Source organism: Pseudomonas sp. KH_040, from assembly GCF_057839305.1.
The window spans coordinates 3,485,305-3,506,094 of sequence record NZ_CM174487.1 but is presented as its reverse complement, the minus strand read 5'-3'; the positions used below and the strand labels follow the sequence as shown (position 1 = coordinate 3,506,094).

The following is a 20,790-nucleotide window of genomic DNA, read 5'->3' as shown; positions in this document are numbered from 1 at the left end:
TAGTCTGGCAATCGGCGTCTCGACTAGTCCGGGGTGATCATCGCCAAAGGCGTTACACCCTACGTTCTCGCTACGCCCGGCACATCCATATTGATCTTGCGCCAGAAAGCTTCCGACAAACTGTAGACCGAGAAGGCAATCAGCCCCAAAGCCATCACCATCAAGATCAGCCAGCCAGCGGGCAGATTCTGCAGCGCATCGAGCGCTTCCTTCATTCCAGGTGGATCCATGGCTTGATAGGTGGAACCGCTGACCGCCAGCAGCAATGCAATCTCGATAAACACCACTCCGCGTGCTATCAGACCAAAACGGGAGACCGGGCGGACGTAGCGCATGACATCCTCGTCGGCCTCGAAATACTTCTCGAACGACGCTTTCCATCCCTTGAAGATGTGAGCAATGCCGACCCCAAGCGGAATGAGGGCGATCAGGTACACCAGCCAGTTCGAGTGTTCCCAGGACAGCAGATGCGCCAGCCAGTCTTTGGTTTGTCCTGCGGAATTGCCCGAACTTTTAATCCCGCTGATGAGCAGGCCCAATGCGAAGAACGCCAGAGCACCGTTGACCAAGCCTCCGACAAACAGCCCTGTGCGAATCACCAGACCTTTGAGTTGTTTGCCGTGATGATCAACATCACGCGCTGCCTGCAGGACACGCCAGGCGGCGAATGACAGCAGTCCCGCCACGACAAGTCCCACCAGAAAATAGCCGAATGGCTGGCTTAGCAACGCCTCCAGACTCTTGTGGCTGTCCTTTGGTTTGGTCGAGTCATGAGCTGCGAGCAACGCGAAGATACCGATGATCAAATACAGCATTCCCCGGGCGGCGTAGCCTCCCCGAGCGAGGATGACAAGGTTGTGTTGCGCGGACATGGGACGTATTCCTGAGAGGTCATAGGAGAGCAGACCCTTCTTGCCGGGAGGGGTTCTATGAGCCGTCAAAACACTGCAGGGGCTTAGAGATCGAGAACGTCCTGCGAGCCCTGCTCAAGTCATACTCGCTGCCTCCAGAATCGGGCCTGCACAGTGACTTCCGTCTGTCGTAGGACTTGAACCATAAGGGGCGGATTGCGTCCTAACTTTCGCGAAATCAACCCTATGGAAGCAATCATGCTTTTGAAGAATAAGAGTCTCCTTGCTGTCATGTCCTGCGCCATGATGCTTGCAGCCGCCCCATTACTCCCTGCTGACATCTCTGTCATGAACTCTGCCTACGCGAAGGACGGTGGTGGTGGTGGTGGTGGTGGTGGTGGTGGTGGTGGTGGTGGTGGTGGTGGTGGCAATGGCGGCGGTGGTGGCAACGGCGGCGGCAATGGTGGTGGTAACGGCGGTGGCCACGGCGGCGGTACGGGCGGCGGTCATGGCGGCTCAGATCACGGCAGTGCCAATAGCAATGGGCGTGGCGATGGGCTCAGTAGTGATCATGCCGGCAAAGCCGTACGCGACCATGGCGAAAGCGGGAACCACTATGGCAGTGATCGCAATGGTGACAGCGGTCACGGCTCAACGACTTCAGGCGTCGCCCATTCCAAAGATACGCGCGGCGTGACCAAAGCGACTGCCATCTCCGACACGACACCAGGGGATCACAATTCGAAAGGGTTGAGCAAAGCTGGAGCGTCGACAGCAAAGAAATCACACTGATCCGCTATTTCTCTGCAACACCCACTGTAAATAAAGAGGGCGTCTGAAAAGGCGCCCTTTTTTATGCATTCGCACAAAGGTCGCTTGTGGAATCAATTCCTCCACGCCGGATAATGAACACTGGGACAACCCTGGCTCCCGTGCGAATTGCCCGGTCGTTGGCCCAGAAATGGAATCAGTTGGTCGCCAGGGCTGAGTACCTTGAGTGACTTCTCCAGGACATCGACGCCTTGAGTGAGCAATATCTCAACCGAATTTCATGGACTCATGATCGCCGCCAGTTTCGGATGGTTTTTCGCGTAATACAGCTCTGACTCGGCGTCATCTTCCAGGAAGTGCCATATCTTTTTTGATCGCACGGAATACATGACGATAATCAGAAATACCCCGAGATAAAGCCACATCAAACTGGTCGCGCCGGATCTGGACATGATGGCGCCCGTCATCATGAATGAGACCGAGCTTCCTAGTTGACTGATCACTAACGTGGATGCCATTAGTCGCACGCGTACGCCGGAGGGGATCGACATGAGCCTCTTGTCCATTCCGACCATCGTAATGCATGCACTCGTTGCCCCGGCGAAAAACAGGCAAGTACTCAACTGCCAGATTTCGTCGGCTTGCGTCGCTGCACAGAGTGCAAACGTTAATAGGGCCCAACATCCAAGATACTTGTCGCGCTGATTTTCCTTTTTGGTAATCAGCGGGCTTAAAAAGAACAAGCCTGCAACGGCTCCACCCGCGAATACCGCATTGAACAGGCCAACGCTACCTTCAGCTAGACCCCGGGTGTGTATGAGCGCTGGCACCAGCATCGGTACGGTCGCGGTAACGGCCAGACCAAGCAGTAATCCGGAAAACGTCAAAAATTGTTCTGGCGGTAGAACGCATTTGAGTTTAAGCCCCAAGAGCATGTCATTAACAAGATCGGCTGATGATTTTCCGGGTTGCAGGGAAGGGGCTGCACTCACCGGTAACGCCATGGCTAAAACCACAATGAGTAATCCCACTATCGACACGAATAGCAGTGAGATTTCCAGTGAATAAACCGTAATTACGATACCCGCCAACAAAGGTCCAGCAACCCGGCCGACAGTAACAACGATGCGCCGGACGCGAAATGCAGCGTCCGTACGATGTTTATCAACGGTTTCCGCAGGATAGATACCCAAGAGAGGCTGGATCATTCCAAATGCTGATGCAGCGATCACATCGATCACTATCAGCGCATGAAGGGAGTACCAGTTTGCGGCAAAAAAGTAGCGCAATACGCTGGCCATCAAGATCGCAAAACAGCCTACCTTGAGCGCCGTGCTGCGGCGCATTGACTCAACACGCGGCGCCAGACACAACATTGAAATGATCGCCGCGAGCGCGAGCGCTGTTTCGTATGCCGCCAGCTCCAGCAGACTTCCTCGCTGCACGATAATCAGCGGTAGCGTCGTATTCCAGCAGCCGAGGTAGATCCAAAGTAACAAGTCCAGGCAAAGATACTTTCGAAATGTACTCAAAGGGTGACTTCCTTGCTCCGCACCTTGTGTTCGGGATGTCATTCGCCCGCGCCGAATTATCCGCAACCGCTGCGCACATATCAGCTTATACCTGCGCTGACATCCGGTGATGTTCCAGCAAGAAGTCGACGAACAAGCGCACCCGCGCCGGCATCGCCGCGCCACCGACGAACACCGCATGAATCGGTTCCTGATCCCCCGGATTCCAGTCTTGCAACAGCGCAATCAGGTCGCCACGCTGCAGATCCTCACTCACGCTGAACTCTCCGATACGGGCAATGCCGGCGCCCACTCGCGCGAATTGTGCCAGCGCTTCACCACTGCTGCATTCGATGTTGCCACTGACCTTCAGGGAAAACGCTTTGCCATCGCGGATGAATGGCCAGTTGGGTTCGGCACGCTTGAAATTGAAGCGCAGGCAGTTGTGCTGGAGCAGGTCTTCCGGTTCCTGCGGGACTCCGTGGCGCTGCAGATACTCGGGCGATGCCACCACGACCTGGCCGGTGGTGCCGATCCTGCGTGCGGTCAGCGGGCTGTCGGGCAGATGGCCGAAGCGCACCGCGACGTCGGCCTGCCCGCCGAGAATGTCGACCACTTCGTCGCCGAGGGTTAGGTCGACGACGATGTTCGGGTAACGGGCGCTGAAGGCTGCGACCAAGGGCACGATGGCCAGGCGTCCATGACCAAGGGCGGCACTGACCCGCAATCGCCCCTTGGGCACGCCCTGGTCGGCGATGGCTTCTTCGACCTCGTCCATGTCGGCGAGGATACGCCGGGCGCCGCGCAGGAACGCTTCGCCCTCGGCCGTGAAGGTAATTGCTCGGGTGGTGCGCAACAGCAGGCGAGTGCCAAGCCGTTGCTCGGTGCGCGCAATGATCCTGCTGACTGCCGAAGGTGTCAGGCCCAGTGTACGCGCGGCAGCCGACAGACTGCCTTCCTGCGCCACGGTGGTGAACACGCTCATTTCACCTGACCTGCCGTTGAAATCCACCACTTGTGCCTCCTACGCAAAGGTGATTGCCAAAAATGCTATCTACCGCCTTAAAAGACGGGATCGTAGCATTGGCGGCATAGATAAGGAGCTTTCCATGCGTATCAATCCACCACTTGTTGCACTTGCCGTCGGTGCCTTCGGCATCGGCGTCACAGAATTCGCCCCCATGGGCATGTTGCCGGGTATCGCTGCGGATCTGGGCGTTTCCATTCCCGCTGCCGGTTTGCTGGTCAGTGCATATGCGTTGGGCGTATTGCTCGGCGCACCACTGATGACTCTGACCACCGGCAAGATTCCCCGGCGCTATCTGCTGATCGGGCTCATGGCGATTTTCACCCTGGGTAATCTGATGTCAGCGTTGGCCACCGATTACTACAGCCTCATGGTTGCCAGGGTCGTGACCTCACTGAACCACGGTGCCTTCTTTGGCGTTGGCTCCGTCGTCGCTGCCACCCTGGTCGCCCCGGAAAAACGTGCCGGGGCGGTTGCTGCTATGTTCATGGGCCTGACCCTGGCGACCATCGGCGGTGTGCCGCTGGCTGCCTGGTTTGGCGAAATGTTTGGTTGGCGCACCGCGTTCTGGGGCATTACCGGCCTCGGCGTGGTGACGATGGTCGCGTTGTGGTTCGCCTTGCCCAACGTGCGGGCGCCGCAAAGCGTCGGTGTCATGGCAGAAATTCGAGTGTTGGGGCGCGGCCCCGTGCTGGCCGCGCTGGCCCTGACCGTCGTCGGCTCGAGTGCAATGTTTACCGTCTTCACCTACATCGCACCGATCCTCAGCAGCGAGACCCATGCGTCCACCGCCTTCATCACCGCCATGCTGATGCTTTACGGTGTCGGTTTGACACTGGGCAACATGTGGGGCGGCAAGGCCGCTGACCGCTCAATCGATCGCACCCTGATCGTCTCGTTGAGCGTGCTGATTGTGGTCTTGTTGGCGTTCACCGTACTGATGCGCTGGCCGCTGCCGGCCGCCGTGGCCATCCTGATCTGGGGTATCGCCAGCTTCGCCCTGGTGCCGCCGCTGCAGATGCGTGTGATGGAAGCGGCGAAGGACGCGCCCAATCTGGCCTCGGCGGTGAACATCGGCGCCTTCAACTTCGGCAATGCGATTGGTGCGGCGCTGGGCGGCGCGGTGATCAGCAGCGGGCTGGGTTATCCGGCGATCTCCCTGGCCGGCGCGGCAATGGCGGGCCTGGGGTTGCTGATGGTGTTGGCGTTTGCGTGGCGCTCCAGAACGGTTGAAGCCGCCGTGGTGTAACACGTTCAACAATGCTCGGCGAGTTGTCAGTATTCGAGAGGATGAGTAAGCTGCCCCCATGAATCAGCCATCCCTATCTACCTCCTCGCCGAGCACTCGCGGCCCCGCCGAACACGACATTCGTGACCAGATTGTCGCCGCGGCCAATGAGCACTTCAGCCAATACGGCTACGGTAAAACCACGGTTTCCGACCTGGCCAAGGCCATCGGTTTTTCCAAGGCCTACATCTATAAGTTCTTTGATTCCAAGCAAGCGATTGGCGAGGCCATTTGCGCCAACTGCCTGGGCCAAATTGCTGCGGCGGTCGAACAAGCGATTAATACCGAAGCGGTTTCAGCCACCGAGCGTTTGCGCAGGTTGGTGAAAACCGTGATCGCTACGGGTGTGGATCTGTTCTTCAACGACCGCAAGCTTTACGACATCGCGGCGTTTTCCGCTTCGGAGCGCTGGAACAGTGCCCAGGTGTATGAGGCGCAGATCAAGGGTTTTATCCTCGATATCGTGCGTCAAGGGCGAGAAGCGGGGGAGTTCGAGCGCAAGACTCCGCTGGACGAGACGGTCGAGGCGATCCATCTGGCGTTGCGACCTTTCGTCAACCCGCTGCTGTTGCAACACAATCTGGATCTGATCGAACAAGCGCCCACGCTGACCACCAATCTCATCCTGCGCAGCCTCATGCCTTGACCCTTCCCTGAGCAGAATTTTCAGGCGAGTCAATTCAAGGCGACATCCTCTTATCATGGTTCCTGTTCCCTGCACATGAGCGGCGGGAGAGCTATACATTCAACTGGAAGTGACCATTATCGGAGTTGGTCATATGAGTGATATGGCTACATACAAGTCTAGATGCCAGGTGACCTAGCAATAGCGAGTCAGGCCCGTCAGTCGATCCGTAGTCCGATATTGCTGATGGCCAGGATGCAGTTATTTCTCATGTTGTGACTATTGACGATATTGGTCACAAGGCTGAGAATATGATGATCATCCTATTCCTCAGTAAGGGAATCTATGCGCCGGCTCCGACCTTTCCCCATTGCCGCATGCTTGCTGCCTCTCGCCCTGAGCGCCTGTGGCGAATCTTCGAGCGTTGCAGATCCCCGCACTCAGGCGCCGCTGGTCAGATCCGCTGCGGTTCAAGCGTCACCCGATGTCGCTCGTTCTTTCACCGGAGTGGTCGCGGCGCGCGTTCAGGGCGACCTGGGGTTTCGCGTTTCGGGCAAGGTGCTCGAACGTCTGGTTGATACGGGGGAGGTCGTCAAGCGAGGGCAGCCGCTGATGCGTCTTGACCCGATCGACCTTGGACTGCAAGCGCGGGCGCAGCAGGCGGCGGTCATAGCGGCTCGCGCCAGCGCCAAACAGACAGCCGACGACGAGGCTCGCTATCGCAAACTGGTCGGCGTTGGCGCCATTTCGGCATCAGCCTACGACCAGTACAGAGCCGCTGCGGAGACTGCAAAGGCGCAGCTCAACGCCGCGCAGGCGCAAGCGGACGTAGCGAGTAACGCTTCAGGTTATGCGTTGCTGGTTGCTGATGCGGACGGCGTGGTAGTGGAAACACTCGCTGAACCTGGACAAGTGGTAAGCCCGGGACAACCGGTGGTTCGACTGGCGCGCGCAGGTCAGCGCGAAGCCATCGTGCATCTGCCCGAAACGTTGCGTCCGGCAGCCGGTTCCACCGCACAAGCCAGCCTCTACGGGGTCAATTCAGCGGCGGTGACGGCAAAACTGCGGCTGCTTTCGGACTCCGCGGACCGCACGACGCGCACATTCGAAGCGCGCTATGTGCTTGAGGGGCCGCTGGCCAACGCGCCGATCGGTGCGACCGTCACCCTCAGCATTGCCGAGGGCGCCTCCCAGACACAGGCGTTACAAGTCCCCATCGCCGCGATTTACGACCCGGGCAAAGGACCCGGTGTGTGGGTGATCACCGGAACACCGGCAAAGGTGGCTTGGCGAGCGGTTAAGGTGCTGGGGTTGAGCGATGATTCGGCGCGCATCGCCGGCGACCTCACTGCCGGTGAGCAGGTGGTGGCGTTGGGCGCCCATCTGCTGCGCGATGGCGAAGAGGTGCGATTACCGCAACAGAGCGAAGCCAGCGTTGCCGGGAGTCGCCCATGAGCCAGGGGCGATTCAACCTGTCCGCCATCGCCGTTCGCGAGCGGGCGATCACGGTGTTCCTGATTTTCCTGATTGCCGTTGCCGGGACGTTGTCGTTCTTTCAATTGGGGCGTGCGGAGGATCCACCGTTTACGGTCAAGCAGTTGACCGTGATTACCGCGTGGCCGGGCGCGACGGCGCAGGAGATGCAGGATCAGGTCGCCGAACCCCTTGAAAAGCGCCTGCAGGAACTCAAGTGGTACGACCGCTCGGAAACCTACACCCGCCCTGGACTGGCGTTCACGATGGTGTCGTTGCTCGACAGCACGCCGCCGTCGCAAGTGCAGGAAGAGTTCTATCAAGCACGCAAGAAGCTCGACGATGAAGCCATCAGGCTGCCGGCCGGTGTTATCGGGCCGATGGTCAACGATGAGTTTTCCGACGTGACCTTCGCGCTGTTCGCCTTGAAAGCCAAGGGCGAGCCGCAGCGCTTGCTGGTGCGTGATGCCGAAGCCATGCGCCAGCGTCTGCTACACGTGCCAGGGGTGAAGAAGGTCAACATCATCGGTGAGCAAGCCGAGCGCATCTACGTTTCGTTTTCCCATGACCGCTTGGCGACTCTCGGCTTGTCACCGCAGGACATCTTCGCCGCGCTGAACAGTCAGAACGTGCTGACGCCCGCCGGCTCCATCGAAACCAACGGGCCACAGGTGTTTCTGCGTCTCGACGGTGCTTTCGACAAGGTGCAGAAAATTCGCGACACACCGGTCTCCGTGCAGGGCCGCACGCTCAAGCTCTCTGATGTCGCGATGGTTGAACGCGGTTACGAAGATCCGGTGACCTTTGTTGTGCGCAATAACGGCGAAGACGCGCTGCTGCTGGGCGTGGTGATGCGCGAGGGCTGGAACGGTCTCGATCTGGGCAAGGCGCTGGATGCGGAGACCGCGCGGATTAATGCGGAAATACCACTGGGCATGACACTCGCCAAAGTCACCGACCAGGCAGTCAATATTGACTCGGCGGTCGGCGAGTTCATGGTCAAGTTTTTTGTCGCGCTGCTGGTGGTCATGCTCGTGTGCTTTCTCAGCATGGGCTGGCGGGTCGGGGTGGTGGTCGCCGCGGCTGTGCCGTTGACCCTGGCGATCGTGTTCGTGGTGATGGCCGCCACCGGCAAGAACTTTGATCGCATTACCCTCGGCTCATTGATCCTCGCGCTCGGGCTGTTGGTCGATGACGCGATCATCGCCATTGAAATGATGGTGGTGAAAATGGAGGAGGGCTACGATCGCATCAAAGCGTCCGCGTATGCCTGGAGCCATACGGCGGCGCCGATGCTGTCCGGTACGCTGGTGACGGCAATCGGTTTCTTGCCGAACGGTTTTGCCCAGTCCACTGCCGGCGAGTACACCAGCAATATGTTCTGGATTGTCGGCATCGCGCTGATCGCGTCCTGGGTTGTCGCGGTGGCGTTCACCCCGTATCTGGGCGTGAAGTTGTTGCCGGACATCAAGAAGGTCGAAGGTGGCCACGCGGCGATCTACAATACGCCGAATTACAACCGTTTCCGCCGGCTGCTGACCGCGGTGATCGCTCGCAAATGGCTGGTGGCGGGCACGGTGGTCACGCTGTTTTTCATCGCCGTTCCAGGCATGGGGCTGGTGAAGAAACAGTTCTTCCCGACCTCTGACCGCCCCGAGGTGATGATCGAGGTGCAGATGCCCTACGGCACTTCGATCGAGCAGACCAGCGCCACGGCCGCCAAGGTCGAAGCCTGGTTGCAAAAGCAGGATGAGGCCAAAATCGTCACCGCCTATATCGGCCAGGGTGCGCCACGTTTCTTCCTGGCGATGGCGCCAGAACTGCCCGATCCTTCTTTTGCCAAAATCGTGGTGCTCACGGACAGTCAGGAAGCACGCGAAACCCTCAAGTTCCGGCTGCGCGAAGCGGTTGCAGAAGGCCTCGCGCCGGAGGCTCGTGTCAGGGCCACGCAAATTGTCTTTGGTCCTTATTCGCCGTTTCCGGTTGCCTACCGGGTGATGGGACCTGAGCCGGCGAAGTTGCGCGACATCGCCGAGCAGGTCCGCGGCGTGCTGCAAGACAGCCCGATGATGAGAACGGTGAACACTGACTGGGGGCCGCTGACCCCGACATTGCATTTCAATCTCGATCAGGACCGCCTGCAAGCCGTGGGGTTGACCTCCAATGCGGTTGCCCAGCAACTGCAGTTTCTGCTGAGCGGAGTGCCGATAACGGCGGTTCGCGAGGATATTCGTTCCGTGCAGGTCGTCGGGCGTGCGGCGGGTAATATCAGGCTCGACCCGGCGCAAATCAAGGGTTTCACCCTGGTCGGCGCGGCGGGACAACGCATCCCTTTGTCGCAGATCGGCGAGGTCGATGTGCGCATGGAGGATCCTATTCTGCGACGCCGTGACCGCACGCCAACCATCACCGTGCGTGGCGACATTGCCGAAGGTTTGCAGCCTCCGGATGTGTCGGGTGAGATCCTCAAGCAATTGCAGCCGATCATTGAAAAACTGCCTTCGGGTTACCGAATCGAGCAGGCGGGTGCCATCGAGGAGTCCGGTAAAGCGGGCAAGGCGATCTTGCCCTTGCTGCCAATCATGATCGCCATGACGTTGCTGATCATCATGGTGCAGGTGCGTTCGATCGCGGCGATGATCATGGTCTTCCTCACCTCGCCATTAGGCTTGATTGGTGTGGTGCCGACACTGCTTATCTTCAATCAACCATTTGGCATCAATGCACTGGTCGGGCTGATTGCGCTGTCGGGAATCCTGATGCGCAACACGCTGATTCTGATCGGGCAGATCCATCACAACACGCTGGAAGGACTGGACCCGTTCCACGCTGTGGTCGAAGCCACGGTGCAACGTGCGCGACCGGTCCTGCTGACGGCGCTGGCGGCCATCCTGGCCTTTATTCCCCTGACACACTCGGTGTTCTGGGGCACGCTGGCTTACACCCTGATTGGCGGCACATTCGTCGGCACCATCATGACGCTGGTGTTCCTGCCGGCGATGTATTCCATCTGGTTCAAGATCCGCCCTGAGCACAAGGTTCAGACTGAAACAGTCAGACTGGCGTAGTGACAACGCCTGCAATCGAGGCCCGCTTTGGCGGGCCTTGTTGTCCCACGTCAAAGCGTGGTGATCTGCCCATTGCGATCCAGTTCATACACCTTGTTGCCCTGCAATTTCTCCTTCAGCCACCGCTCGGCCTTGCCCAGCGGCCGCTGCCGCGCCCACAGCAAATCGACACCAATCTGCCAGTCGGTATGCGGATACGCCGAGAGCTGCAATTCCACCAGCTCACCCTTGGCCAGTTCGCGCTGAACGAGCTGGCGGGGCAGGGTGGCCCAGCCGAGCCCGGCGCGGACCATTTCCAGTAACGCCAGATAGCTTTCCGCTTGCCACAACTGGGTCGAGCGCAGGTATTCGCTGCTCGGCAGTTTGCTCGCGTGGGCGCTGAAGGCCAGTCGGCGATGGACGTGCAGGTCGTCGAACGTGACGTTGTCGAGTTGCGCCAATGGGTGCTCGGGGTGGCAGACGTGCAGCATGATCAGTTTGCCCAGTTGCTGAAACGCCAGCTCCTTGGGATAGCCGGGCTGTGAGAACGCCACACCGAGCACCGCTTCGCCGCTGCTGACCAGTTCGCTAACGTCGCCGTAAACCGGATGGCGGATGATCAGGTCGACAAAGGGGAACGCGGCTTCGAAGGCTTTGAGCACCGGCATGATCGGCCCGTACGGCGTTTCAATGGCGAGCGTCAGGCTGGTTTCGACGTTGTCCGAAAGGCAATCGGCGTGGGCTTCGAAGGTCATGCAGCGTTCGAGCACGGCTTCGGCCTGCACCAGCAATTTGTGGCCGCTGGCGGTGAGGGCGGGGCTGCGGTTAGTGCGGTCGAACAGGTCGACGCCAAGGTCGGTTTCGAGGTTGGCAATCGCCGCGCTGATGGTCGATTGGGTCTTGCCCAGTTTGCGCCCGGCGGCGGAAAACGATCCGCTTTTGACCACTTGGACAAACATCAACAGTTGATCGAGTGAGAAGCGCAAGCGGTGGACTCCCGGGTCGAGGATGGGGGTTTAAAGCAGATAACCAACGCCAGATTCGTGCCATCGAAAAAAGCGATGGTTGCTAATTTTGTTCATCGCAATAAACGTTCAACTATGGCCTCGCGTCAAACGATCTCCGGGGCGATCTGACTTTCAAGCGCCCCTGAGCATGCCCGCGATCTCAACAGATGCCGCACCTTCAGGAGCGTGTGAAATGACCACACAACGCATTCATCCGGTGGACGAGGTTTTGCCACTGCGACAGTTGTTCACGTTTGGCTTGCAGCATGTTCTGGTGATGTACGCGGGAGCGGTGGCGGTGCCGCTGATTCTTGGTAGCGCGATGGGGCTGACCTCGGCGCAGGTGGTGTTGCTGATCAACGCCAACCTGTTGACCTCGGGTGTGGCGACGTTGATTCAAACCCTCGGCTTCTGGAAGTTCGGCGCGCGGCTGCCGCTGATTCAGGGCTGCTCGTTTATTGCCCTGGCGCCGATGATCATGATCGGCAAAGAGTTCGGACTCAGCCAGATCTTCGGGGCGGTGATTGCCGCGGGCTTTATCACCATTGCGCTAGCGCCAGTGTTCAGCCGCTTGCTACGGTTTTTCCCGCCGGTGGTGATTGGCAGCCTGATCACCATTATCGGCATCTCGCTGATGCCGGCGGCGGCGATCTGGCTGGGCGGCGGCAATCCCGACTCGGCGGATTTCGGCAATCCGGCGAACTTGTTGCTGGGTCTGGCCACGGTCAGCGTGACGCTGGTGATCTATGCCAAATGCAAGGGCTTCCTCGGCAACCTCAGCGTGCTCATCGGCTTGTTTGTCGGCAGTCTGATCGCAGCGGCTTGCGGCATGACTCACTTCAATCGGGTCAGCGAAGCCGCGTGGTTTGAGCTGAGTGCGCCGATCGCCTTCGGCGCGCCGGAATTCGCACCAGTGCCGATTCTGATCATGACCCTGGCGATGCTGGTGATCATGGCCGAGACCACCGGCAACTGCTTGGCGATCGGCAAACTGACCGGCAAACCGACCACGCAACAGACTCTCGGCAACGCGTTCCGCGCCGACGGCTTGTCGACCATGCTCGGCGGTTTGTTCAACAGCTTTCCCTACAACGCCTTCACTCAGAACACCGGTTTGATCGCGCTTTCCAACGTGAAAAGCCGCTTCGTCGTGGCCGCCGCCGGGGCAATCATGGTGCTGATGGGCCTGTTCCCCAAACTCGGCGCGTTGATCGCCGCCGTGCCGACGCCAGTGCTCGGTGGCTGCGCGATCGTGATGTTCGGCATGACCACGGTGGCGGGCATTCAAGAACTGTCACGGGTGCAATTCGAGGGGACGCGCAACGGCATCATCGTTGCGGTTTCGGTGAGTGTCGGGGTGCTGCCGATGTCCTTTCCGGCGCTGTTCGAACACGTCGGTCCGACGTTGAAACTGGTGCTCGACAGCGGGATTTTCCTCGGAGCGATCACCGCCATCGCCCTCAACATCCTGCTCAACAACGAAAAAAAATCGACCGAAACCCTCGGCGCTGAACTGGCCGACTGACTGTTTGTTTTCCACTGCCCAGGAGTTACCCATGAATCAATTCACTCAGCTCATTCCGGCCGGCGTCAGCGAGCTTGATCTGACCTTGCTGCGCCAGACCATCGCCTTGTCCGAGGCATCGAAACAACGCGGTCGCCATCCGTTTGCGGCATTGGTGGCCGACCGCAACGGCAAGGTGATTGTCGAAGCGGGGAATAACTCGATGCCGCCGGAAGGCGATCCGACGCAGCACGCCGAGTTGGTGGCGGCCGCCGCAGCGGCAAAATTGCTGTCGCCGCAAGAGCTGGAACTGTGCACGCTGTACACCAGCGCCGAACCTTGCTGCATGTGCGCCGGCGCGGTGTATTGGACCGGAATCGGGCGAGTGGTTTATGCCTTGTCGGAGCATGCCTTGCTGGGATTGACGGGGGATCATCCGGAGAACCCGACGTTCTCTCTGCCGTGCCGCGAGGTGTTCGCCAAGGGGCAGCGCAAGGTCAGTGTGTTGGGGCCGATGCTGGAGGGCGAGGCGGCTGCACCGCATAAAGGCTTCTGGTCGTAAACTGCTGTCCGCGTCACAAGGTCCAGCGAGGCGGGGACGGTAAACGAGCTTGAATGCCGCGCATTCTCGGATGCGCGGCAATTCTCACGAATCCATCGCGAGACGAACCGCGCTTTTACAACGCAAACGTAGTCCCCCGAGTATTCACAAACAGCGAATAGATCGAGTGACTGCTGGCCATGAACAACCGATTGCCTTCGCGCCCCCCAAAGCACAAATTCGGGCAGCGCTCTGGCAGGGAAATGTGCCCGATGGCCTTGCCTTGCGAATTGAACACGCGCACGCCGTCGAGTTTTTCCAGGTCGGCCTTGGGATCACCATTGCCGCCCCAGCCGCACCACAGGTTGCCGGCTTCGTCGCACTTGATGCCGTCGATCGCGGCATAGTCCAGCCCTTCGATATGCTTGCGGCGTTCGCCGAGTGTGCCATCGTCCTTCACCGCGATCGCCCAGATCAGGCGATTGGGCTTGGCGCGACCTTCAACGACGTACAGTGTTTTCTCATCGGGAGAAAAGCACAGACCGTTGGGGCCGTTCAGATCGTCGATGACCCGCGTGACCTTTTTGCTCTCGCCGTCGATGCGGTACACGGCGTGGGGTTGGCTCGGAGTGATCTTGTGGCCTTCGTAGTTGTTGCTGGTCTGGAAGGGCGGGTCGGTGAACCAGATCGATCCGTCACTTTTGCAGACGATGTCGTTGGGCGAGTTGAAGGGCTTGCCGTCGAAGCTGTCGGCCAGCACGGTGATCGTGCCATTGGCTTCGGTGCGCGTGATGCGCCGGCCTTCGCTGGTGGTGGTAGAGCCTTCACAGACGATCAGACGCCCTTGGCGATCCCGGCACATGCCGTTGGAGAAGTTCGAGTGTTCTCGGTACACGCTGAAGGTATCGGTGATTTCGTCCCAGCGCATGATGCGATTGTTGGGAATGTCGCTTACCAGCAAGTAGCGGCCATCACCGACCCAGACCGGTCCTTCGGCCCAGCGCATACCGGTGGCAAGTTTTTCAACACTGGCGTTGAAAACACGTAGTTCAAGGAAGCTGTCGTCGAGAATGTGAATGAGTGGATCAGGGTAGCGCTGACTCAAGGGTTCGGCAGCCTCGGCGATCCGCGTCAGTGCGGTGCTGCCGACGGTGGCGAGCGTGGCGGAAACGGCGAGGGATTTTTTCAGGAAGCTGCGGCGGGTGTTGCCTTGCGCTCGGTCAGGGCTTTCAGGTCGAGCGGACAGGGATGAGTCCATGTAGCGATCTCCGTGGTTTTATTTTTATGTGGGAGACGTAGTAATACCTCGTGATAGGACATCGTACAAGTTGTTCGTTGCGCGACGCCAATGGGCGTAGGTAGCAGTGGAAGCCAGTAAGCATCATGGCCTCCACCTTAGAATTGGCATGCGATAACTTCGTGTCCTGCGGGCAAGGACAGCTTTTAGTCAACCATCACCTCATCCAGCGCCTGCTCAAGCAGGCTGACCGTGCGCTCGACATTCTGTAGCTTCTCCAGCCCGAACAGGCCGAGGCGAAAGGTCTGGAAGTCGGCCGGCTCATCGCATTGCAGCGGTACTCCGGCAGCGATCTGCAGGCCGTGTTGGGCAAATTTCTTGCCGCTTTTGATGTCGGCATCATCGGTGTAGCTCACGACGACGCCGGGCGCCTGAAAGCCTTCTGCGGCGACGCTTTTGATGCCTTTGCCGGTCAACAGCGCACGCACCCGATCGCCCAGCGCCTGTTGTTCATCGCGAACCTTGTCGAACCCGTACGCTTGTGTCTCTTTCATCACGTCGTTGAACCGCGCGAGTGAATCGCTGGGCATCGTCGCGTGATAGGCATGTCCGCCCTGTTCGTAGGCCTGCATGATTTGCAGCCACTTTTTCAGGTCGCAGGCGAAGCTGCTGCTTTGCGTGTGTTCGATACGCTCGAGCGCCCCAGCACTGAACATTACCAGGGCACAGCAAGGGGAGGCGCTCCAGCCTTTCTGGGGGGCGCTGATCAGCAGGTCGACGGCGCATTTGTGCATATCCACCCAAATCGTGCCGGAGGCGATGCAGTCCAGCACGAACAGGCCACCCACCGCATGCACGGCGTCGCCAACGGCTCGCAGGTACTCGTCGGGCAGGAGGATCCCGGATGAAGTTTCAACGTGGGGGGCGAAGACCACTTTCGGCTTCTGCGCCGCAATGGCTGCCAGCACTTCGTCCAGCGGCGGCGGGGCGTAGGCTGCCTGGCGCCCCGTCTCGACCGGCTGGGCTTTGAGCACCGTGGTGGCCGCCGGGATGTTGCCCATCTCCAGAATCTGGCTCCAGCGATAACTGAACCAGCCGTTGCGTATCACCAGACATGGCTGGCCGGTGGCGAACTGCCGCGCCACCGCTTCCATGCCGAATGTGCCGCTGCCCGGAACCACCGCCACCGCTTCGGCGTTGTAGACCTGTTTCAAGGTTTTGGAAATGTTCTTCATTGCGCCTTGAAAGGACTGCGACATGTGGTTCAGCGAGCGGTCGGTGTAGACCACTGAGTACTCGACCAATCCCTCGGGATCGATGCTCGGATAGAGCTTGGACATGGTGACTCCTTTGGCAGAGGGGTAAACATCATTGGCAAGCAAGTGTAGGCAAAGGGCAGGGATCAGCTCATTGATTTGCGCAAATGAGGTTAGAGTGCTCGGCAATGTCTCAATCGTTGCGTGAACCATGAAGCTGCCGCTGTTTATTTCTCTGGATGGGCCCAAGGGCACCGGCAAAACCACACTGCTGGAGGCTGTTACCGCTGCACTGCGGGCAGACAAGCACAAAGTCATTCGGCTCTGCGAGAGAAAAAGCGATCCGTACCGCGGCGAAACCATGGCCTTGGTCAACGAACTCGCCAGACATCCGTCGCGGGAACTGGAGTGGGCGGTGTGTCAACGCCTTGCGGATAGCCGTCGCTGGATTTCCCAGCAGGTGCTGCCCAAACAGCCACTGGACAGCATCATCCTGATCGACCGCTGGTATCCGTCTGACGCCGCATTTCGCCATAGCGTGCCGTTTGCCGAGATTCTGCAGTTGAACATGCAGCGAGGCGTGCGCGTGCCGGATCTGCATGTCGGCGTTGTCACCGCGCCGGATATTTCATGGGCGAGGGCGACGGCCCGGTCGCGAGGGCTGGGCGGCACGGTGATCCAGAAACACGCAGAGCACGTCGTGTGTAGCGAGATGTTTGAGCAGGCGGTTGCCGATCATGGCTGGGTGCTGTGCCGTAACGAAGGAACCATCGAAGCCGCAACGACTCAGGTAGTTGCAGAGATCTATAAAGTGCTTGGCTGATTGTCGATGTGCAGGCGCTGGTTTAATTTGAATTTCAGGTTTCTCTGATCTGAGCTAACTGTACTGACGGATCACACGCCCCCCATGCTCACAAACCTCTGGTATGTCGTTCTCCCATCGTCGCAGTTGACTGATGGATTGATGCCGGTTCAATTGCTCGGACAACCTTTTGTGGCGTTCCGCGATGACGCGGGTGTCGCTCACGTGCTGTCGGATATTTGCGTGCATCGCGGCGGCTCACTGTCCGCCGGCAGCAAGGTCGGCAACAGCGTGCAGTGTCCCTATCATGGCTGGCGGTTTGGCGCTGATGGTATGTGCACACTGATACCGGCGCAGCCGGACGTGCGGATTCCCGCCAAGGCCCGCGTCGATGCGTACCCGACGCTTGAGCGATACGGTTGGATCTGGGCGTTTTTAGGTGATCTGCCGGAGTCTGAGCGCCCACCATTGCCCACGCTCGACTGGATCGACGATCCCGCCATCCGCGTGGTCTCGGGCCACTTTGACTGGCAGGCCAGTTGGGACCGGATTATCGAAAACGGTCTGGATTTCGCGCATGCACCGTTTGTCCATGGTTCAACCTTCGGCGATCCGGATCATCCCGAGATTGAATCATTTGAGGTCGACAGCGATGCGTGGAGCGGTAGCGCCCAAATGCTCATGCGCAGACCGGCACGCAAAGGGCTGCTGCGGCGTAAATCCTCCACCGAGTTTGTCAGTGTGGTTACTGTTCCGGGGTTTCACCTGTCCGGTCCGTGCACAACGCTTGAGCTTGAGTTGCCCAACGGCTGGCGGATCTACATCGTCTCGGCGCATGTCCCGATTGACGCCAATCGCACGCGCACCTGGTGGATGATGGGCAGAACGTTCCTGCGCTCACGGCTGCTGGATCGCAGGTTCATTGCGAGCAATATCCGTATCTTCGAACAAGATCATGCCGTGCTGAAAAACGTCAGGCCCGAACGTGTGCCGGACTCTTTTCAGCAGGAGGTTTCGCTGAAATCCGACGCGCTGCAGATTGCCTTTCGCCGAGACGTACAGGCACTGGAACAGCGCGGCTGGCGCATCGATGAAGAGCGTCTTGCGCGAACCTTCACCGGACGCAAGGCCTGCGCAATACCCAGCCCCGAACGTCGTCAGATTCGCGCGTGGGCCATTGAGCCGATTCCGCTCGTGGACATCACCCACGAATCCGAATAGTGGTGCGAGCCAGACTGCGCTTGACGCAGACTGGCGCAACTCTTAGCGCGTCTCGCACTGAGGCGAAGGCTCACCGCTCAATGCATCGACCATCGGCGGATGCTCCTGCACCGCTTGACGCAAGTCTTCGGTCACCCGCAGCTCCGCACCTGTCGGCGAGAAGGTTGCTGCCGCTGCAAACGGCGCGGGATTGGCCGGAACCGGGCGTTTGCCACGGCGCCACAGGAAGAAGGTGACCATGCACAGATTGACCAGTGCAAACACCCAGAACAAACCATTGGCACCGAACGAATTCATCACCGGCGAGATCATCATCGGGCTGATCGCCGAGCCCAGTGAGTTGATCAGCAGCAGGCCCTGAATCATCGGCACCAACGCTTCGGCAGGCGCACGGTCAGCAGCATGGCTGACGGCAACCGGGTACAGCGCGAATACGCCGCCACCGAGCAGAAACAACATCACCGCGAGCATCGTCGAGGACAACGGCACCAGGACGATCAACAGCGACAACACCGTGCACGCCACTGTCAGAATCGTCAGCACCTGCAAGCGATCCTTGCGATCGGACCAACGCCCGACCGGGTATTGCAGGAGCATCGCGCCGAGGATCGTCCAGGCCATCATGCTGCCGACTTCACCGACATTCAGACCGCTGCGTTGCAGATACAACGGCAGCAAGGTGTAGATCGCCGCGATGGTCACACCCGAACCGAAACAGCCGACCAGCCCGGTCGGGGTCACGCCCAGCAGTTGCCGTGGTTTGAGCGGCTCGACCTGATCAAGCAGCGGCGACACGCGCGGCAGGATCACGATCGGCAACACCGACAACGAAGCGAGCATGCCGGCGACCATGAACGGTGCGCTGTCGCTGAGCCCGGTGATCTTGCCCAACGTTGCCTGACCCAGCACACCGGCGCCGTACAAGACGATCATGTACAACGCGAGCAAGCGCCCGCGAATCTTCGCGTCGCCCGCCAGCAGCAGCCAGCTTTCGATCACCAGAAATACGCCGACCGTGGCCCAGCCATTGATCAGGCGCAGGGCGAACCAGCCCCAGGTGTCATAAAACAATCCCTGCAACAGGATGGTCACGGCGATCAGCGAGGCAAAGCTGCCGTAGGCGCGGATATGACCGATGCGCAGAATCAAGCGGTCATTGAACACGGCACCCAGGGTCAGACCGATGAAGTAGGCCGATGAAACGATGCCGATCATCGTGGTCGACGCACCGGCAGCGTCCAGTTGAAGGGTGGTCAGCGACGACATGAAACCGTTGCCCAGCGCAACAATGAACAGCCCGAGCAGGGGCGCCAGCGCCATGGCCAGCAAACGCGGAGACATAAAAACCTCTGGAGTACGAACAGCGCAACGTGCGCCGCTGCGCATGCGATTGCCAAGCCGAAGTGTGTTGGGGTGCAAGTGCCCGCCAGACGGGCAGGGCGGTTGGATACGTTTCGGTCGCCAGATCCGGCGACTGCAAGAGCGCGCGGATTCTAAGGCTTGTGCGGAATTTTCCAATGGCTGTTTGCTGCGACAGTTGGACGCAGGTCAATCAAGGCTGAGTTATAACGACAGCTCATCCTTTGCAGGGCAAAAATGTTCCTTTATTGATCCTCTTGCGCTGGTTAGCCTGTGCGGTCGGTTTGCCATTTTCTGCCAGGAGTCATGATGCTGATCAAAGGTGAGCGGGCTGCCACGGCGTGTGGTTTGGTGGCGATCGTTTTGTGGAGTACCGCTGCCGGACTGATCAGGGGCGTCAGCGAGCATTTCGGCCCGTTGGGGGGCGCTGCGCTGATCTATTCGCTGGGCGCCATGCTCTTGCTAGTATTTCTCGGCCGCCCGCGGATTCGTTCGACATCCAGGCTCTATCTACTGCTCGGAAGCGCATTGTTCGTTGCTTATGAGGTGTGCCTGTCGTTGGCATTGGGTTTCGCCAGTGATCGCCATCAAGCCATCGAACTGGGTGTGGTCAATTATCTGTGGCCATGCCTGACCGCGGTGCTGGCGATCGTCATGAACGGGCAGAAAACCCGGTGGTTCATCATTCCGGGTTCCGCGCTGGCGATTTTCGGCATCTTGTGGGTGGTCAGTGGCGAGGGTTTATCGCTGCCGGGAATTGTGCGCAATGTTCAGTCCAACCCATTGAGCTACAGCCTGGCATTGACCTGTGCGATCACCTTTGCGCTGTATTGCAATGTCACGCGTCGCTATGCCGGCGGGCAGAATCTGGTGGTGCTGTTTTTTGTGCTGACGTCCGTCGTACTGTGGGGGAAGTGGTACGTGAGCCAGGAACAGATTCCGCCATTCACTTGGGAAAACTCCCTGGAGCTGCTGGCAGCCGGAATCGCCATGGCTGGCGGTTACGCGCTGTGGAACATCGGCATTCTGCGCGGAAACCTGACCTTGCTGGCGACCGCGTCCTACTCCGCGCCGGTGCTGTCGTCAGCATTCGCTGCGGTGTGGCTTGGCGTCAGTTTGCAGATGCAGTTCTGGCAGGGCGCCGTGCTGGTGACGGTGGGCTCGCTGCTGTGTTGGCATGCGACCCGGCAGCGCGACGTAACCCAGACAACACCGATCAAGGTCAGCGTGCGCGAGAACTCTCACTGAAACAGGCCTTAGCGGCCTCCCT

The 20,790-nt window shown here is 59.4% G+C and carries 17 protein-coding genes; 10 read left to right on the top strand and 7 right to left on the bottom strand.

The features are described from left to right. Positions 1 to 59: 59 nt before the first annotated feature. On the bottom strand, positions 60 to 872 hold the full coding sequence (locus AC3IUF_RS15650) for a DUF1206 domain-containing protein (RefSeq protein ID WP_489278521.1): 813 nt from the start codon (positions 870 to 872) through the stop codon (positions 60 to 62). A 237-nt stretch (positions 873 to 1,109) separates the two neighbouring features. Here AC3IUF_RS15650 and AC3IUF_RS15645 point away from each other — a divergent pair, with 237 nt between their 5' ends. After that, positions 1,110 to 1,643, top strand: coding sequence for a hypothetical protein (locus tag AC3IUF_RS15645; protein WP_489278520.1), 534 nt, complete (start codon positions 1,110 to 1,112; stop codon positions 1,641 to 1,643). Positions 1,644 to 1,900: 257 nt separating this feature from the next. Here AC3IUF_RS15645 and AC3IUF_RS15640 read toward each other — a convergent pair whose 3' ends face one another. Further along, positions 1,901 to 3,154: an MFS transporter gene (locus AC3IUF_RS15640; RefSeq protein WP_489278519.1), complete on the bottom strand. Its 1,254-nt coding sequence runs from the start codon at positions 3,152 to 3,154 to the stop codon at positions 1,901 to 1,903. Between the two features lie 85 nt (positions 3,155 to 3,239). After that, the gene (locus tag AC3IUF_RS15635) at positions 3,240 to 4,145 is read right to left on the bottom strand and encodes a LysR family transcriptional regulator (RefSeq protein WP_489278518.1); all 906 of its coding nucleotides are present in this window, start codon (positions 4,143 to 4,145) and stop codon (positions 3,240 to 3,242) included. A 97-nt stretch (positions 4,146 to 4,242) separates the two neighbouring features. On the opposite strand from AC3IUF_RS15635, the gene AC3IUF_RS15630 reads away from it, so the two are divergent. The 4 genes from AC3IUF_RS15630 to AC3IUF_RS15615 all read left to right on the top strand — a co-directional run bounded on the left by AC3IUF_RS15630 (position 4,243) and on the right by AC3IUF_RS15615 (position 10,614). Further along, entirely contained in the window at positions 4,243 to 5,409 is a 1,167-nt protein-coding gene (locus AC3IUF_RS15630) for an MFS transporter (RefSeq protein WP_489278517.1), read from the top strand. Positions 5,410 to 5,467: 58 nt separating this feature from the next. Next, positions 5,468 to 6,094 (top strand): TetR/AcrR family transcriptional regulator, encoded by a 627-nt coding sequence (locus AC3IUF_RS15625; RefSeq protein ID WP_489278515.1) that lies wholly within the window; start codon positions 5,468 to 5,470, stop codon positions 6,092 to 6,094. Positions 6,095 to 6,418: 324 nt separating this feature from the next. Then, positions 6,419 to 7,528, top strand: coding sequence for an efflux RND transporter periplasmic adaptor subunit (locus AC3IUF_RS15620; RefSeq protein WP_414894277.1), 1,110 nt, complete (start codon positions 6,419 to 6,421; stop codon positions 7,526 to 7,528). Next, positions 7,525 to 10,614 (top strand): efflux RND transporter permease subunit, encoded by a 3,090-nt coding sequence (locus AC3IUF_RS15615; protein WP_489278513.1) that lies wholly within the window; start codon positions 7,525 to 7,527, stop codon positions 10,612 to 10,614. The genes AC3IUF_RS15620 and AC3IUF_RS15615 overlap by 4 nt, the downstream gene beginning before the upstream one ends. 50 nt (positions 10,615 to 10,664) lie before the next feature. Here AC3IUF_RS15615 and AC3IUF_RS15610 read toward each other — a convergent pair whose 3' ends face one another. Beyond that, on the bottom strand, positions 10,665 to 11,579 hold the full coding sequence (locus tag AC3IUF_RS15610; protein WP_007913252.1) for a LysR family transcriptional regulator: 915 nt from the start codon (positions 11,577 to 11,579) through the stop codon (positions 10,665 to 10,667). A gap of 214 nt (positions 11,580 to 11,793) precedes the next feature. Between AC3IUF_RS15610 and AC3IUF_RS15605 the strand changes: the two genes are divergently transcribed. Further along, on the top strand, positions 11,794 to 13,125 hold the full coding sequence (locus tag AC3IUF_RS15605; RefSeq protein ID WP_489278511.1) for a nucleobase:cation symporter-2 family protein: 1,332 nt from the start codon (positions 11,794 to 11,796) through the stop codon (positions 13,123 to 13,125). Between the two features lie 31 nt (positions 13,126 to 13,156). After that, positions 13,157 to 13,666, top strand: coding sequence for a nucleoside deaminase (locus tag AC3IUF_RS15600; RefSeq protein WP_463543086.1), 510 nt, complete (start codon positions 13,157 to 13,159; stop codon positions 13,664 to 13,666). Positions 13,667 to 13,781: 115 nt separating this feature from the next. On the opposite strand, the gene AC3IUF_RS15595 is transcribed toward AC3IUF_RS15600, so the two are convergent. Next, positions 13,782 to 14,903, bottom strand: coding sequence for an SMP-30/gluconolactonase/LRE family protein (locus AC3IUF_RS15595; RefSeq protein ID WP_489278509.1), 1,122 nt, complete (start codon positions 14,901 to 14,903; stop codon positions 13,782 to 13,784). Positions 14,904 to 15,088: 185 nt separating this feature from the next. Further along, on the bottom strand, positions 15,089 to 16,222 hold the full coding sequence (locus tag AC3IUF_RS15590) for an aminotransferase class V-fold PLP-dependent enzyme (protein WP_489278507.1): 1,134 nt from the start codon (positions 16,220 to 16,222) through the stop codon (positions 15,089 to 15,091). A 127-nt stretch (positions 16,223 to 16,349) separates the two neighbouring features. Between AC3IUF_RS15590 and AC3IUF_RS15585 the strand changes: the two genes are divergently transcribed. After that, positions 16,350 to 16,961, top strand: coding sequence for a dTMP kinase (locus tag AC3IUF_RS15585; protein WP_489278505.1), 612 nt, complete (start codon positions 16,350 to 16,352; stop codon positions 16,959 to 16,961). Between the two features lie 84 nt (positions 16,962 to 17,045). Beyond that, positions 17,046 to 18,161 (top strand): aromatic ring-hydroxylating dioxygenase subunit alpha, encoded by a 1,116-nt coding sequence (locus AC3IUF_RS15580; RefSeq protein ID WP_489278503.1) that lies wholly within the window; start codon positions 17,046 to 17,048, stop codon positions 18,159 to 18,161. A gap of 42 nt (positions 18,162 to 18,203) precedes the next feature. On the opposite strand, the gene AC3IUF_RS15575 is transcribed toward AC3IUF_RS15580, so the two are convergent. Further along, positions 18,204 to 19,547, bottom strand: a complete 1,344-nt coding sequence (locus AC3IUF_RS15575; protein WP_489278502.1) for an MFS transporter — start codon at positions 19,545 to 19,547, stop codon at positions 18,204 to 18,206. A gap of 282 nt (positions 19,548 to 19,829) precedes the next feature. Here AC3IUF_RS15575 and yddG point away from each other — a divergent pair, with 282 nt between their 5' ends. Then, positions 19,830 to 20,768 carry an aromatic amino acid DMT transporter YddG gene (gene yddG, locus AC3IUF_RS15570; protein WP_489278500.1) on the top strand — a complete coding sequence of 313 codons (939 nt, stop codon included), beginning with the start codon at positions 19,830 to 19,832 and terminating at the stop codon, positions 20,766 to 20,768. Positions 20,769 to 20,790 lie beyond the last annotated feature (22 nt).